This window comes from Anaeromyxobacter dehalogenans 2CP-1 (assembly GCF_000022145.1).
In the GTDB taxonomy this organism is placed as follows: Bacteria; Myxococcota; Myxococcia; order Myxococcales; family Anaeromyxobacteraceae; genus Anaeromyxobacter; species Anaeromyxobacter dehalogenans.
Genome location: NC_011891.1, coordinates 2,549,803 through 2,563,940, shown reverse-complemented (window position 1 = coordinate 2,563,940; position 14,138 = coordinate 2,549,803). Strand labels below are relative to the sequence as shown.

Sequence of the window (14,138 nt, the reverse complement as noted above, 5' to 3'; positions counted from 1 at the left end):
CGACAGCTCGTGACCTCCGTCCAAGGACGTACATGACCTTCACCGAAGCCGCCATCGAGGTGCTGCGGCGCGAGGGGAAGCCTCTCCACTTCAGGAAGATCGCCGAGATCGCCATCCGGGAGAACCTGCTCGACCATGTCGGCAAGATCCCGGAGGAAACCCTGGCGGATCAGCTCGCCGCGCACTGCCGGCTCCCCCACGCCGATCGCCGCATGCTGCCGGTGCAACCCGGCACGTTCGCCCTGTCGGAGTGGGCCCTGGACGAGGATCCCCACGGCCTCGACAACCTGATCGAGCCGCCGCCCGAGAACGAGCTGCCCTACCGCGGGCGGGAGCGACACCCGGCGCCCTCGCGCGAGATGGCGCGGGCGACCGGACGCGGCGAGGCCGGCCGCGGCCGACGCCGCGAGGAGGAGGATCGCCGCGCGCGGCGCTTCCCGCCGCCCGCCGAGGTCGCCTACGAGATCCTGGCCGGCGCCGGCCGCGCGCTCACGCTGGCGGAGATCGCGCTGCAGGGCGCCGAGCGGATGCTCATGCCGGACGCGTTCGTCCGCGACACGGCGTCGCTGTCCGCCGCGCTCGCCGAGGACAACCGCCGGCGCGAGGCGGCCGGCCGCCACCCGCTCTTCCAGGTCGAGGGCGAGGCCGTCACGCTCATCGCCCAGCCCGAGCCCGGCGAGCGTCCCGCCGCGCCGGCCCCGCGCCCCGCGGCCGCCGCCCCCGGCGACCTGCGCCGCGCCGCGCTGGCCGCCCTGCGGCGCCGCCTGCGCGAGTGCGAGCCGCCCACGGTCGAGCACGTCGCCATCCGGATGCTCGAGAAGCTCGGCTACCGCGAGGTGAAGGTCGCCAAGCGCGGCCGCGAGCACGTGGTCTGCACGGCGCGGAAGCGCATGGGGCTCGCGGACCTGCGCCACGCGGTCCGGATCGTTCGCACCGGCACCGAGGCGTCCCGCCGCGACGTGACGGACCTGCGCCGCGACCTCGTCCACTACGGCGCGCAGATCGGCGTCGTGGTCACCGCGGGCGACGCGGCGCGCGACGCGCGCGGCGAGGCGTCCGCCGCCGGCCAGCTCCCGGTCATCCTGCTCTGCGGCGAGGGCTTCGCCGAGGCCCTGGTCGAGGCCGGCGTCGGCTGCGTGCCGGTGGTGGTGCCGGAGGTGGACGACGCGTTCTTCCAGGCCGCCGCCGCGGCCGCCGCGGCGGAGGAGTCCGCCCGCCTGGCGCGGCGCGAGGAGCGCGACCGGCGCGAGGATCGCGGCGATCGCGACCGCCGGCGGGAGGAGCGGCGCGAGCCGCGGCGCGACGAGCGTCCGCGCCCCGCGGCGGGGGGCATCGCCGTCGAGGCGTCGTCGCCCGAGGCGCCCGAGGTGGCCGAGCTCGCGGGCGCCGCCGCCGCGCGCGTGGTCGAGGTCCCGGCGGAGCTGGCGGTGGAGGAGCTCCCCGCCGCGCTCCCGCCCGGCGCCGGACCGCTCGAGGACGACGAGGAGGGCGGCGAGGACGAGGGGCCGGAGGGTGCCGAGGGCCCCGAGGGCGAGGACGAGCCGGCGGAGGTCGCCGCGAACGGCGCCGCGGGCGAGCCCGGCACCGGCGAGCGCCGCCGCCGTCGTCGCCGCCGCCGCCGCCGCGGCGGCCGCGGGCGCAACCGCGAGGGCGCCGGCCCGCAGCCCGCGGGCGCACCGGTCGAGGGCGCTGCGCCCGCCGCCGGGGCCGCCGCCTCCGGCGAGCCGGCCTGGCCGGTCGCGGTGCCGGAGTCCGCGCCGCAGGCGTCGCCTCCGCCTCTGCCTTCCGAGCCGCGGGAGCGCGCTGAGCCGCCGCCTCCGGCCGCGGCCCCGGTGGCCGAGCCCGAGCGCGAGCGCGCTCCCGAGCCGCCGCCGCCGGAGCCCGGGCGCGGCGATCCCGAGGCCTGACGCACGGCCGAACGCGATGCCCGGACCGGCGCGATGGCGGAGGGGGGTGGGGATCGCGGCGGGCGCGCTCCTCCTCGCCTCGGCCTGCCGGCCGGGGACACCGCCGGTGCACGTGGTGTCGATCCGCGCCGAGCCCGGGGCGCTGGCCGGACCGCTCGTGGAGGCCGGCCTGGACGCCGCCGCCCTCGAGTCCGCCGCGCGCGACGCGCTCGCCGGCGCCGGGTTTCGCCTCGGCGAGGGGAAGCGCCCGCACCAGGCGCGCGTGGACGTGGTGGGCATCCGGTTCGTGCCCGGCCCGCCCGGCGGCGTGGCGCGGGTGGAGACCGCGGTGCTGCTGGAGCTCGTCCCGGCCGACGGGGTCGACGGCACCGCCGTGCGCGAGACCGCCGCCGGCGCCGCCACGCTCGCGGCCGGTCCCGCCGAGGCGTGGCGGTCCGCGCTGGCCCTCGGGGCGCGCGGCGCGGCCGAGGCGCTCGCGCTGGCGACGGCGGAGGACGCGAAGCCCACCGGCGCCGTGGTGCGCGATCTCGGCGCCGACGACGCGCGGGTGCGGCGGCACGCCGTGCGGGTGGCCGGCGAGCGGCGCGCCCGCGAGGCGGTGCCGGCGCTCGTGGAGCGGCTGCGCGATCCGGAGCCGGAGGTGGCGCACCTCGCGGTGGGCGCGCTCGGCCAGATCCGCGACCCGCGGGCGGTGGGACCGCTCATCGACCTCTCGCAGCGCGGCGACGGCGGCATGGCGCTGGCGCTGGTGCGCATCATCGGCGACATCGGCGGGCCCGAGGCGAAGGGGTACCTGCTCACGCTCGAGGCCGGCCACCCCGAGCCGCGGGTCCGCGCCGCGGCGCGCGACGCGCTCGCCGAGCTGCGCGCCCGCGACGCCGAGGCCGGCCGCGTGGCCGGCAAGTAGGCGCGGCCGCGGGGGCCACCTCGCGCCGGCTTTCCGCTAAGATGCGACCCTCATGACGCTCCGCACCCTGGTCCCGATCCTCGCGCTCGCGCTCGCCTGCGCGCGCGCCCCGGCGCCGGCCGCGCCCCGCGCCGCCGCGCCGGCCGAGTACTTCCCGCTCGCGGTCGGGAACAGCTGGACGTACGTGGACGAGTCGCCGGCGCTGCCGCCCGAGCGCCGCGGCGCCCTCCGCACCGTGCGGATCCTGGAGCGGACCGCCGACGGCTACTTCCGCGACAGCGATCGCGGCGAGCTGCGCGCGGACGGCGCCTGCGTGCACGACCGGCTGCGCCGGCTGCTCTGCGCGCCGCTGGCGCAGGGCCAGCAGTGGACCTCGGTCGTCTCGGCCAGCTCCACCGAGCGCTACGAGATCGCCGCCGTGGGCGAGACGGCGGAGACGCCGGCGGGCCGCTTCGAGGGCTGCGTGCGCGTGCGGGCGCACAACCGGGCCGGGCCGACCACCGACAACGTCCTCGAGATCACCTACGCGCCGGGCGTCGGGCCGGTGCGGATCGAGACGTGGGCGGTGGTGGAGGGGAACGTGGCGCCGCAGGTGCGGGCGGTGCTCGGCTCGTACCGGGTCGGAGGCAAGTGATGCGCGAGGTCGGGATCGGGATCGCCGGGTTCGGCGTGGTCGGCGGCGGGGTGCTGTCCATCCTGCGGCAGCACGCTGGGGACATCGAGGCGCGGCTGGGCGGGCGGATCGTGGTCCGGCGCGTGGCGCTGCGCGACCTGGAGAAGGAGCGCTCGATCGACGTCGATCCGGCGCTGCTCACCACGCGGCTCGAGGACCTGCTCGAGGACCCCGGCATCCAGGTGGTGGTCGAGCTCATCGGCGGCGTGGACCAGGCGTTCGAGCTGGTGTGCGGGGCGCTGCAGCGCGGCAAGCACGTGGTCACCGCCAACAAGGCGCTGCTGGCCGCGCGCGGCGACGAGATCTTCCGGCTCGCCCGCGCCCGCGGCGTGGACGTCTACTACGAGGCCGCGGTCTGCGGCGGCGTGCCCATCATCCGCACGCTCCGCGAGGCGCTCGCCTCCGACCGGATCACCGCGCTGCACGGCATCGTCAACGGCACCACCAACTTCATCCTCACCGCCATGGCCGAGAAGGGCGAGCCCATCGAGCGGGCGCTGGCCGAGGCGCAGCGGCTCGGGTACGCCGAGGCGGACCCCACGCTCGACGTGTCGGGCGGCGACGCGGCGCAGAAGCTCTGCGTCCTCGCGCAGCTCGCGTTCGGGGCGGCGCTCCTGCCCGCGGACGTGCTCACCGAGGGCATCATGGCGCTGAAGCCGGAGGACTTCCGGTGGGCGCGCGAGTTCGGCTACGCGCTGAAGCTGCTGGCGGTGGCCCGGCGCTGCGGCCCGGCCGAGGGCGCCGCGCCCGGCGCGCAGGACCAGCTCGAGGCCCGCGTGCACCCCGCCTTCATCCCGGCAGGCTCGCTGCTCGCCGGCGTGCGCGGGGCCATGAACGCGGTGGTGCTGCACTCGGAGGCGCTGGGCGCGTCCATGCTGTACGGGCAGGGCGCCGGCGCGATGCCCACCGGGAGCGCGGTGGTGTCGGACATCATCGATCTCACCCGCAACATCCTGGCCGGGAGCCCCGGGCGCGTGCCGCTGCCGCCGGCCGAGCCGCTCGTCTCGGTGCGGCCGCACGCCGAGGTGCGCTGCGCGTACTACCTGAACTTCTCGGTGCAGGACGCGCCCGGCGTGCTCGCCCGCATCGCCTCGCAGCTCGCCGCCCGCCACATCTCCATCGCGGCGGTGCAGCAGCGGGAGCAGAACGACCAGGGCCAGCCGGTGCCGCTCGTGATCGTGACGCACGTGGCCCGCGAGGCGGACCTGCGCGCCGCCATCGCCGACATCGACCGCGACCCGACCACGCTCGCGCCGACGCGCCTCATCCGCATCGAGAGCGTCTGACCGCGCCGCGCGCCCGCCGCGACCGGCCCCGCGCCGGCCGCCGCGCCGCGCCGCGCCCAGGGTGAACGCATGGTGAAGACGGAGCTCCGAGTCATCTACGGCGACACCGACCAGATGGGCGTCGTCTATTACGGCAACTACCTGCGCTTCTTCGAGGCGGGGCGGAACGAGTTCATCCGCGCCAAGGGGCTGCGCTACCGGGACTTCGAGGAGGCGTACGCGCTGCGGCTGCCGGTGGTGGACGCGCAGGTGAGCTACCGCAGTCCGGCCCGCTACGACGACCTCGTCGCGGTGGAGACCTCGCTCGCCGAGGTGCGCCGCGCCTCGGCCCGCTTCGAGTACCGCATCGTCCGGGGCGGCGAGCTGCTCGCCACCGGCTCCACCGTCCACGCCTGCGTGGACCTGGAGGGGCGCGTGCGCCGCATGCCGCCGGAGCTGCTGTCGCGGCTCTCGGTCGGCGAGGCGCCCGCCGGCCCGGGGAAGGGAGCCTGACCATGGATCGGAACCTCGCGCTCGAGGTGGTCCGCGTCACCGAGGCCGCCGCGCTGGCCTCCGCCCGGCTGATGGGGCGCGGCGACCGCAACGGCGCCGACCAGGCCGCGGTCGAGGCCATGCGCAAGGCCTTCAACGACATCGCCATCCGCGGGGAGGTGGTGATCGGGGAGGGCGAGCGCGACGAGGCGCCGATGCTTTACATCGGCGAGAAGGTGGGCCGCTGCCGCGACGGCGACGCCGAGATGGAGATCGCGGTGGACCCGCTGGAGGGCACGAACCTGTGCGCCACCGGGGCCCCCAACGCGCTCAGCGTCATCGCCATGGGCGAGAAGGGGCGGCTGCTGCGCGCGCCCGACACGTACATGGAGAAGATCGCGGTCGGGCCGCGCGCCCGCGGGGCGGTGGATCTGCGGCGCACGCCCACCGAGAACCTGCGCCGGGTCGCGGACGCGCTGGGCAAGTACGTCGAGGACCTCACCGTCGTGATCCTCGACCGGCCCCGCCACGCGAAGCTGGTCCGCGAGGTCCGCGAGGCGGGCGCGCGCATCAAGCTCATCGGCGACGGCGACGTGGCCGGCGCGCTCAACACCTGCTTCCCGGACACCGGCGTGGACCTGCTGATGGGCGTCGGCGGCGCGCCCGAGGGCGTGATCGCCGCCGCGGCGCTCCGCTGCGTGGGCGGCGATCTGCAGGGCCGGCTCGTGTTCCGCAACGACGCCGAGCGCGAGCGGGCCCGCGGGTACGGCGTGAAGGACCTCGACCGGATCATGGGCGCGGAGGAGCTGGCCGGCGGCAACGTCATGTTCGCCGCGACCGGCGTCACCCACGGCGACTTCCTGAAGGGCGTGCGCTTCACCGGCGACGGCGCGCGGACGCACTCCGTCGTGATGCGGTCGCGGACCGGGACGCTCCGCTACATCGAGACCGAGCACCACTTCACCCGCAGCCCGGACTACGGCTGGTAGCCCTCAGGAGGCCCCGATGTCGGTCGTCACGCAGGAGGTCGTCATCGACGCGCCCATCGACCGCGTCTACGACGTGATCGTGGACTACGCGCGCTACCCCGAGTTCGTGCCCGGCATCAAGGGCTGCCGCGTGCTCGCCGGCGGGCCCGGCAAGCGGGTGGAGTACGAGCTCGATCTCGGCATCAAGCGCTTCAAGTACGTGCTCCGGCACGAGGAGGAGCGCCCGCGCAAGGTGACCTGGTCCCTCCAATCCGGCGAGCTCATGAAGGTCTCGAACGGCTCCTGGGAGCTCCACCCCGAGGGCGATCGCACCCGCGCGCACTACTCCGTCGAGATCCTCATCTCCAAGCCGCCCCTCGTCCCGCAGGCCGTGATCGACCGGATCAGCGACGAGCTCACCAAGGTGAACCTCCCCCGCAACCTGCACGCCTTCAAGGCACGGGCGGAGTCGCTGCGCTGAGATCCGGCAGGGTGGTGTCGCCGCGGCAACGTTTGCACCGGGAGGCGCAGCCTGCGCCGCCGCGCGCACATCCTGCCGCGCGCAGTTGACCCCCGGATGGGACGACGGATGCTTTACTGAACCGGGCCCTCCCGGGGCGAAGTGAATTGGCGCGAAGGGCCCATGCGTCATTAGAGATGTGCGAACCGCGCCGCGGAGGAGGGGAACGAGGTCGCGAGGAACGCGACTTGCAGCTGCAGCGAGGACGATGGCCCGGAGACCCGCCATGCTGGACGCCTACGTCATCGAGGAGATCAAGCGGCGTGAGCGCGAGCAGCGCCGCGAGGACCGCCCGTCGATCGAGCTCCCGGTGCCCTCCTATCCGGACGAGGGGCCGCGCGGTCACGACGACCGCGACCGTGACCCTGGCGACCGCGACCGCGGCGTGGTGATCATCGACTACTCCGGGTGAGATGATCCGGACGAGCCGGGCGTTCGCCAGGGGCGAAGCGCTCGACCGAGAGGGCGCGGACCGGCCGGTCTCGCGCCCGTCGTTTTCTCGGCCGCACGCGCGCCCGAGCGCCGGTAAAACCGATTGACCCTTCGACTGCGCGCGGGGCACATTCGCGGGCCTGCGAGCGGATCCCTTGGGCGCGGCGACCGCGCCGGGCGCTCGGGGAGACCAGCCGATGACCGAGATCATCAACGTGACCGCGCGGGAGATCCTGGATTCCCGCGGCAACCCCACCGTCGAGGTCGAGGTGGCGGTCGGGACCGGCGACGTGGGGCGCGCGGCGGTGCCCTCCGGCGCGTCCACCGGCGAGCACGAGGCGCTCGAGCTCCGCGACGGCGACAAGGGCCGGTACCTGGGCAAGGGCGTCCGGAAGGCCGTCGCGAACGTGATCGACGAGATCGCGCCCGCGGTGGTCGGCCTCGACGCCTCCGACCAGGCCTCGCTCGACGCGCGCATGATCGCGCTCGACGGCACCCCCACCAAGTCGAAGCTGGGCGCGAACGCCATCCTGGGCGTGTCGCTGGCCGCGGCCAAGGCCGCCGCCACGGCGCACGGCCTCCCGCTCTACCGCTACGTCGGCGGGGCCGGGGCGCGCACGCTCCCGGTGCCGCTCATGAACATCCTGAACGGCGGCGCGCACGCCGACTCCAACGTGGACATCCAGGAGTTCATGGTGGTGCCGCTCGGCCTGCCCACCTTCGCCGAGGCGCTCCGCTGCGGCGCCGAGATCTTCCACGCGCTGAAGAAGGTGCTGAAGGGGAAGGGCGCGGCGACGGGCGTGGGCGACGAGGGCGGCTACGCGCCGAGCCTCGCCTCGAACGAGGAGGCGCTCGCGGTGATCATGGAGGCCATCGGCCAGGCCGGCTACGAGCCGGGCAAGCAGGTGGCGCTCGCGCTCGACTGCGCGGCCAGCGAGTTCTACGACAAGAAGGCCGGCAAGTACGAGCTGGAGGGCGAGGGCAAGCGCTTCGACGGCAAGGGGCTGGTGGAGTACTACGCCCAGCTCGCCGCCAAGTACCCCATCGTCTCGATCGAGGACGGCTGCGACGAGGACGACTGGGCGACCTGGAAGCTCCTGACCGAGCGCCTGGGCGGGAAGCTGCAGCTCGTCGGCGACGATCTGTTCGTCACCAACGTGACCCGCCTCGCGCGCGGCATCGAGCAGGGCGTGACGAACTCGATCCTCGTGAAGGTGAACCAGATCGGCTCGCTCACCGAGACGCTGGAGGCGGTCCGCATGGCGCACCGCGCCGGCTACACCACCGTGATGAGCCACCGCTCCGGCGAGACCGAGGACACCACCATCGCCGACCTGGCGGTCGCCTGCGACTGCGGGCAGATCAAGACCGGCTCGGCGTCGCGCACCGACCGCATCGCCAAGTACAACCAGCTGCTCCGCATCGAGGAGGAGCTGGGTGGATCCGGCCGGTACGCCGGCCGCAGCGCGTTCAAGGCGCTCCGCTGAGCCCCCCGGCGAGCGGGCCCCGGACCTCGCGCCGGGGCCCGCCGCGCCGACCCCGAGCAGCCCCGCCGCACGCGCCCCGGGTGCGGGCGCAACCCCGCGCCCGCCCACGCGGATTTCCGGGCGCGGCGCATTGACACGCCCGCGGCCCCTCGCTAGCTTCACGTCCCTTGCATCGACCCTCCCGTCACAGGTGAAGAGCATGCGCGCCGACTGGATCGCGAAGCGTCGTGGGCAGGCCAACGTCAGCCAGATGCACTACGCCCGCAGCGGCGTCGTCACCGAGGAGATGGCGTTCGTGGCGGCGCGGGAGCGCCTCGAGCCCGAGCTGGTCCGCGCCGAGGTGGCCCGGGGCCGGATGGTGATCCCGGCGAACGTCCGCCACCCCGAGCTCGAGCCGCTCGCCATCGGCATCACGGCCTGCTGCAAGATCAACGCGAACATCGGCAACAGCGCGGTCACCTCGAACATCGACGAGGAGCTGGCCAAGCTGCGGGTGTGCCTGAAGTACGGCGCCGACACGGTGATGGACCTCTCCACCGGCGGCGACATCCCGCAGATCCGCGAGGCGATCCTGCGCGCCAGCCCGATCCCGGTGGGCACGGTGCCGATCTACGAGTGCCTGGCGCACGTGAAGGACGTGGCCGACCTCACGCCCGAGCTGATGCTCGAGATCATCGAGGCGCAGGCGGCGCAGGGCGTGGACTACATGACCATCCACGCCGGCGTGCTGCGGGACTTCATCCCGCTCGCGGCGCACCGGATCACCGGCATCGTCTCGCGCGGCGGCGCCCTGATGGCGCAGTGGATGCTCGCGAACAAGGCCGAGAACCCGTTCTTCACGCACTTCGAGCAGATCTGCGAGATCTTCAAGCGCTACGACGTCACCTTCTCGCTCGGCGACGGCCTGCGCCCCGGGTGCCTCGCCGACGCGTCCGATGCGGCGCAGTTCGCGGAGCTGAAGGCGCTCGGCGACCTGACGCGCAAGGCGTGGGAGCACGGCGTGCAGGTGATGGTCGAGGGCCCGGGCCACGTCCCGCTCGACCAGATCCCCATGAACATGGAGAAGGAGCGGGAGCTCTGCAGCGAGGCCCCGTTCTACGTGCTCGGGCCGCTCGTCACCGACATCGCCCCCGGCTACGACCACATCACGAGCGCCATCGGCGCGGCGGTGGCGGCGCAGCACGGCGCGGCCATGCTCTGCTACGTCACGCCCGCCGAGCACCTCGGGCTGCCGGACATCGACGACGTCCGCGAGGGCATCGTCGCCTACAAGATCGCGGCGCACGCGGCCGACGTGGCGCGCCACCGGCCGGGCGCCCGCGACCGCGACGACGCGCTCTCCCGCGCCCGCTACGCGTTCGACTGGAACAAGCAGTTCGAGCTGTCGCTCGACCCGGACACCGCGCGCGCGAAGCACGACGAGACGCTGCCGCACGAGGCGTTCAAGTCGGCGGAGTTCTGCTCGATGTGCGGGCCGAAGTTCTGCTCGATGAAGATCCACGGCCACCTCGCCGAGGCGGCCGCCGCGCAGGACGCGGCGGCGAACGGCGAGGCCGAGAAGCCGGCCGGCGGCCTCCAGGTCCTCCCGTAGGCGCACCCGGAGGCCTCGGCCTTCACCGCCCCGGCGGTCCCTCCTCCACCGGCCTGCCGGCGGCCACCCAGCCGTCGATGCCGGCCGGCATCACGTACACGTTGCGGTGCCCGAAGCTGGCCGCCCGCCGGGCGGCCTCGTGGCTCGCGCTTCAACGCGTGTTCTTGCAGTAGAAGACGAGCGGCGCGTCCTTGTCCGCCGGCAGCTCGCGGGCCTCGTACGTGCGGTACGCGACGAGCGTGGCCCCGGGCAGGTGGGCCTTCGCGTAGGTCTCCGGGCCGTTCGCGTCGAAGACGCGCGCGCCCGGCGTGCCGAGGAGCCTCGCCACCTCGTCCACCGAGGCCTCGCGGTACGGCGCGTCCTCGGCGCGGGCGCCGGCGCCGGCGGCGAGGGCCGCCGCGGCGAGCACGGTGAGACGCAGGAACCGGATCATGTTCACCTCTCGTGGGGTCGTTGGGTCCGGGGAGGGGAGTTAACCCGGGGCGCCGGCGCCGTCATCGCCCCGCGCGGACCCACGCGGGATCACCGGTCCGGCCCGGACCTGGGCCTTAATATCCGCCACATGGCCCACCGGGTGACGGTGTACGAGGTCGGCCCGCGGGACGGGCTCCAGAACGAGGCGCGCACCGTCCCGACCGCGGACAAGCTGGCGCTCATCGGGGCGCTCGCGGCCGCGGGCCTGCGGCGCATCGAGGCCTCGAGCTTCGTGTCGCCGCGCTGGATCCCGCAGCTCGCCGACGCCGCCGAGGTGACCGCGGCGCTCCCGGCGGTGGACGGGACCTCGTACGTGGTGCTGGTGCCGAACGCGAAGGGGCTGGACCGGCTCGCCGTCGCGCTGGCGCGGGCGGGAGAGGGACATCCGCCGGTGGAGGCCGCGGTGTTCCTCTCGGCCTCCGAGACGCACAACCGCAAGAACCTGAACCGAACGGTGGCGGAGACGCTGGGCGAGCTGGAGGCGCTCGTGCCCGCGGCGCTCGCCCGCGGGCTCCGCGTGCGCGGGTACGTCTCCACGGTGTGGGGCTGTCCGTACGAGGGCCCGGTCGACCCGGGCCGCGCCGCCGAGATCGTCGAGCGGCTGCTCGCGCTCGGCTGCCACCAGGTGTCGCTCGGCGACACCATCGGCGTGGGGACGCCCAACCAGACCCGGCGCATCCTCGGGCTGCTGCGCGCGCGCGCCCGGCCGGAGCAGATCGCGCTGCACATGCACGACACCCGCGGCACCGCGCTCGCGAACGTGCTGGCCGGCCTGGAGGAGGGCGTCACGACGTTCGACGCGTCGATCGGCGGCCTGGGCGGCTGCCCGTACGCGCCGGGCGCCTCCGGGAACCTCGCCACCGAGGACCTCGTCTACATGCTCGACGGGATGGGGCTCGAGACCGGAGTGGACTTCCGGAAGCTGGTGGCCGCCGGCGCGCTGGCGCAGCGGCTGGTGGGGCGGACCTTGCCGGGCAAGGCGCTCCAGGCGGAGCTGGCGCGGGCGGCGCCGGCAGGAGGCTGACATGGATCTCCGGGTGGAGCGCAGAGACGCGGTCGAGGTCTGGACGATCGACGGCGCCTCGCGCCGGAACTCGATCACCGTGGGGCTGCTCGGCGCGCTGCGCGCGCAGCTGGCGCGCGCCGGGGGCGACCGGGCCCTGCGCTGCGTGGTGATCACCGGCGACGGCGACAAGGCGTTCTGCGCCGGCGCCGATCTGAAGGAGCGCGCCGGGATGTCCGCCGACGACGTGCACCGGTTCCACGAGGGCCTGCGCGACGCCCTCCGCGGCATCGAGCAGGCGCCGCAGCCGTTCGTGGCCGCGCTGAACGGCGCGGCGCTGGGCGGCGGCCTGGAGCTGGCGCTCGCCTGCGACCTGCGCGTCGCCGCCGACTCGGCGCAGCTCGGGCTGCCGGAGGTCGCGCTCGGCATCATCCCGGGCGGCGGCGGCACGCAGCGGCTGGCGCGGCTGGTGGGCGTGGCGCGCGCGAAGGACCTCGTCCTCACCGCGCGCCGGATCGGCGCCGCCGAGGCGCTCGCCATGGGGCTCGTCACGCAGATCGCGCCGCCGGGGCGGCTGCTCGACGACGCGCTCGCGCTGGCCGGGCGCATCGCCCGGAACGCGCCGGTGTCGCTGCGCCAGGCGAAGCGCGCCATCGACGGCGGGTTCCACCTGCCGCTCGAGGAGGCGCTCGCGCTGGAGCACCGGATGTACCAGGACTGCCTCGGCACCCGCGACCGGCGCGAGGCGCTGGCCGCGTTCGCCGAGAAGCGCCCGCCGGTGTTCACGGGCGAGTGAGCCGGGGCGCGCAGCGCGCCGCGAGGACACGACGGGGGAAGGCACCATGGACGCGGACGGAACGCCCGGAGGTGGCGCAGTGGCCCGAGACGAGTCGCCGGACGCGCGCATCGCGCGGGAGCTGCGGCGGGTGGAGCAGGGCGGCGCGGCGAAGTACCACGCCAAGAACGCCGAGCAGGGCAAGCGCTTCGCGCGGGAGCGGATCGCGCTCCTGCTCGACCCGGGGAGCTTCGTCGAGGACGGCGCGCTCGCGAACGCGCTCGACCCGGAGCTGCCCGCCGACGGCGTCGTCACCGGCATGGGCCGGATGGACGGCCGCCCGGTGTGCGTCATGGCGAACGACTCCACCGTGAAGGCGGGGAGCTGGGGCGCGCGCACGGTCGAGAAGATCCTGCGCATCCAGGAGGTCGCGGCGGCGCAGCGCCTGCCGCTGCTCTACCTGGTGGACTCGGCCGGCGCGCGCATCACCGACCAGGTGGAGATGTTCCCGGGGCGCCGCGGCGCCGGGCGCATCTTCCACAACGAGGTGCACCTCTCCGGCGTGGTCCCCCAGATCTGCCTGCTGTTCGGTCCGTCGGCGGCGGGCGGCGCGTACATCCCGGCGTTCTGCGACGTGGTCGTGATGGTGGAGGGGAACGCCTCCATGTACCTGGGCTCCCCGCGGATGGCCGAGATGGTCATCGGCGAGAAGGTGACGCTGGAGGAGCTGGGCGGCGCGCGCATGCACTGCTCGGTGTCCGGCTGCGGCGACTTCCTGGTGAAGACCGAGGAGGAGGCCATCGCGCTGGCGCGCCGCTGGCTCTCGTACCTGCCCTCCAGCCACCGTGGCCTGCCGCCCGAGGCGCCGGCCCGGCCGCCGCGCCCCGGCGCCCGCGCGCCCGCCGACGTGGTGCCGCGCGACCAGAACAAGCCGTTCGACATGCTCGAGCTCGTCGACGCGATCGTGGACGAGGGCTCGTTCCTGGAGGTGAAGCGCCTCTGGGCCGGCGAGCTCGTCACCGGGCTCGCCCGCATCGACGGCCAGGTGGTGGGGATCGTCGCGAACCAGCCCAAGGTGAAGGGCGGGGTGCTGTTCGTGGACTCCGCCGACAAGGCCACCCGCTTCATCTGGCTGTGCGACGCGTTCAACGTGCCGCTGCTCTACCTCGCCGACGTGCCCGGGTTCATGATCGGCACGAAGGTCGAGCGGGCCGGGATCATCCGGGCGGGGGCCAAGATGATCAGCGCGGTCTCGGAGGCCACCGTCCCGCGCATCTGCGTGGTGGTGCGCAAGGCGTACGGCGCCGGCCTCTACGCGATGGACGGCCCGGCGTTCGGCCCGTCCGCCACGCTGGCGCTGCCGGAGGCCATGATCGCGGTGATGGGGCCGGAGGCGGCGGTGAACGCGGTCTTCTTCAACAAGATCCAGGAGCGACCCGAGGCCGAGCGGGCCGCCTACGTACAGGCCCTGCGCGAGGAGTACCGGGCCGACATCGACCTGCTCAAGCTGGCGAGCGAGCTGGTGGTGGACGCGGTGGTGCCCGGCGAGCGGCTGCGCGAGGAGCTCTCCCGCCGGTTCCGGATCTACGCGGCCGGCCACGAGCCGACCCGCGAGCGCAAGCGCGGCGTCCTCCCGGTCTAGGA

At 74.9% G+C, this 14,138-nt stretch carries 14 protein-coding genes; 13 read left to right on the top strand and 1 reads right to left on the bottom strand.

From position 1 onward, the window contains the following. The first annotated feature begins 32 nt into the window (after positions 1–32). The 10 genes from A2CP1_RS11625 (at position 33) to thiC (ending at position 10,242) form a co-directional block, all read left to right on the top strand. Positions 33–1,907 carry an HTH domain-containing protein gene (locus A2CP1_RS11625; RefSeq protein ID WP_012633485.1) on the top strand — a complete coding sequence of 625 codons (1,875 nt, stop codon included), beginning with the start codon at positions 33–35 and terminating at the stop codon, positions 1,905–1,907. A 46-nt stretch (positions 1,908–1,953) separates the two neighbouring features. Further along, positions 1,954–2,814, top strand: coding sequence for a HEAT repeat domain-containing protein (locus A2CP1_RS11620; protein WP_012633484.1), 861 nt, complete (start codon positions 1,954–1,956; stop codon positions 2,812–2,814). 52 nt (positions 2,815–2,866) lie between these two features. Continuing rightward, the gene (locus A2CP1_RS11615; RefSeq protein ID WP_012633483.1) at positions 2,867–3,448 is read left to right on the top strand and encodes a hypothetical protein; all 582 of its coding nucleotides are present in this window, start codon (positions 2,867–2,869) and stop codon (positions 3,446–3,448) included. Next, entirely contained in the window at positions 3,448–4,773 is a 1,326-nt protein-coding gene (locus A2CP1_RS11610; RefSeq protein WP_012633482.1) for a homoserine dehydrogenase, read from the top strand. The genes A2CP1_RS11615 and A2CP1_RS11610 overlap by 1 nt, the downstream gene beginning before the upstream one ends. 69 nt (positions 4,774–4,842) lie before the next feature. Further along, positions 4,843–5,265 (top strand): acyl-CoA thioesterase, encoded by a 423-nt coding sequence (locus A2CP1_RS11605; protein WP_012633481.1) that lies wholly within the window; start codon positions 4,843–4,845, stop codon positions 5,263–5,265. 2 nt (positions 5,266–5,267) lie between these two features. After that, entirely contained in the window at positions 5,268–6,233 is a 966-nt protein-coding gene (gene glpX / locus A2CP1_RS11600) for a class II fructose-bisphosphatase (protein ID WP_012633480.1), read from the top strand. A gap of 16 nt (positions 6,234–6,249) precedes the next feature. Continuing rightward, complete coding sequence (locus tag A2CP1_RS11595) at positions 6,250–6,693, top strand: type II toxin-antitoxin system RatA family toxin (protein ID WP_012633479.1); 444 nt, start codon at positions 6,250–6,252, stop codon at positions 6,691–6,693. 265 nt (positions 6,694–6,958) lie between these two features. Beyond that, positions 6,959–7,144 (top strand): hypothetical protein, encoded by a 186-nt coding sequence (locus tag A2CP1_RS11590; RefSeq protein WP_012633478.1) that lies wholly within the window; start codon positions 6,959–6,961, stop codon positions 7,142–7,144. A 217-nt stretch (positions 7,145–7,361) separates the two neighbouring features. After that, positions 7,362–8,651 carry a phosphopyruvate hydratase gene (gene eno, locus A2CP1_RS11585; RefSeq protein ID WP_012633477.1) on the top strand — a complete coding sequence of 430 codons (1,290 nt, stop codon included), beginning with the start codon at positions 7,362–7,364 and terminating at the stop codon, positions 8,649–8,651. Positions 8,652–8,850: 199 nt separating this feature from the next. Next, entirely contained in the window at positions 8,851–10,242 is a 1,392-nt protein-coding gene (gene thiC / locus A2CP1_RS11580) for a phosphomethylpyrimidine synthase ThiC (RefSeq protein ID WP_012633476.1), read from the top strand. A gap of 151 nt (positions 10,243–10,393) precedes the next feature. Here thiC and A2CP1_RS11575 read toward each other — a convergent pair whose 3' ends face one another. After that, positions 10,394–10,675: a rhodanese-like domain-containing protein gene (locus A2CP1_RS11575; protein ID WP_012633475.1), complete on the bottom strand. Its 282-nt coding sequence runs from the start codon at positions 10,673–10,675 to the stop codon at positions 10,394–10,396. A gap of 129 nt (positions 10,676–10,804) precedes the next feature. On the opposite strand from A2CP1_RS11575, the gene A2CP1_RS11570 reads away from it, so the two are divergent. The 3 genes from A2CP1_RS11570 to A2CP1_RS11560 are packed head-to-tail and all read left to right on the top strand — an operon-like array spanning position 10,805 to position 14,136. Continuing rightward, on the top strand, positions 10,805–11,740 hold the full coding sequence (locus A2CP1_RS11570; RefSeq protein ID WP_012633474.1) for a hydroxymethylglutaryl-CoA lyase: 936 nt from the start codon (positions 10,805–10,807) through the stop codon (positions 11,738–11,740). Between the two features lies 1 nt (position 11,741). Continuing rightward, the gene (locus A2CP1_RS11565; protein WP_012633473.1) at positions 11,742–12,515 is read left to right on the top strand and encodes an enoyl-CoA hydratase-related protein; all 774 of its coding nucleotides are present in this window, start codon (positions 11,742–11,744) and stop codon (positions 12,513–12,515) included. Positions 12,516–12,561: 46 nt separating this feature from the next. Continuing rightward, the gene (locus tag A2CP1_RS11560; protein WP_049771365.1) at positions 12,562–14,136 is read left to right on the top strand and encodes an acyl-CoA carboxylase subunit beta; all 1,575 of its coding nucleotides are present in this window, start codon (positions 12,562–12,564) and stop codon (positions 14,134–14,136) included. Positions 14,137–14,138 lie beyond the last annotated feature (2 nt).

Coding starts and splice junctions, on each gene's coding strand:
- A2CP1_RS11625 (WP_012633485.1), top strand. CDS start 33: ATGACCTTCACCGAAGCCGCCATCGAGGTGCTGCGGCGCGAGGGGAAG.
- A2CP1_RS11615 (WP_012633483.1), top strand. CDS start 2,867: ATGACGCTCCGCACCCTGGTCCCGATCCTCGCGCTCGCGCTCGCCTGC.
- A2CP1_RS11610 (WP_012633482.1), top strand. CDS start 3,448: ATGCGCGAGGTCGGGATCGGGATCGCCGGGTTCGGCGTGGTCGGCGGC.
- A2CP1_RS11605 (WP_012633481.1), top strand. CDS start 4,843: ATGGTGAAGACGGAGCTCCGAGTCATCTACGGCGACACCGACCAGATG.
- glpX (WP_012633480.1), top strand. CDS start 5,268: ATGGATCGGAACCTCGCGCTCGAGGTGGTCCGCGTCACCGAGGCCGCC.
- A2CP1_RS11595 (WP_012633479.1), top strand. CDS start 6,250: ATGTCGGTCGTCACGCAGGAGGTCGTCATCGACGCGCCCATCGACCGC.
- A2CP1_RS11590 (WP_012633478.1), top strand. CDS start 6,959: ATGCTGGACGCCTACGTCATCGAGGAGATCAAGCGGCGTGAGCGCGAG.
- eno (WP_012633477.1), top strand. CDS start 7,362: ATGACCGAGATCATCAACGTGACCGCGCGGGAGATCCTGGATTCCCGC.
- thiC (WP_012633476.1), top strand. CDS start 8,851: ATGCGCGCCGACTGGATCGCGAAGCGTCGTGGGCAGGCCAACGTCAGC.
- A2CP1_RS11575 (WP_012633475.1), bottom strand. CDS start 10,675: ATGATCCGGTTCCTGCGTCTCACCGTGCTCGCCGCGGCGGCCCTCGCC.
- A2CP1_RS11570 (WP_012633474.1), top strand. CDS start 10,805: ATGGCCCACCGGGTGACGGTGTACGAGGTCGGCCCGCGGGACGGGCTC.
- A2CP1_RS11565 (WP_012633473.1), top strand. CDS start 11,742: ATGGATCTCCGGGTGGAGCGCAGAGACGCGGTCGAGGTCTGGACGATC.
- A2CP1_RS11560 (WP_049771365.1), top strand. CDS start 12,562: ATGGACGCGGACGGAACGCCCGGAGGTGGCGCAGTGGCCCGAGACGAG.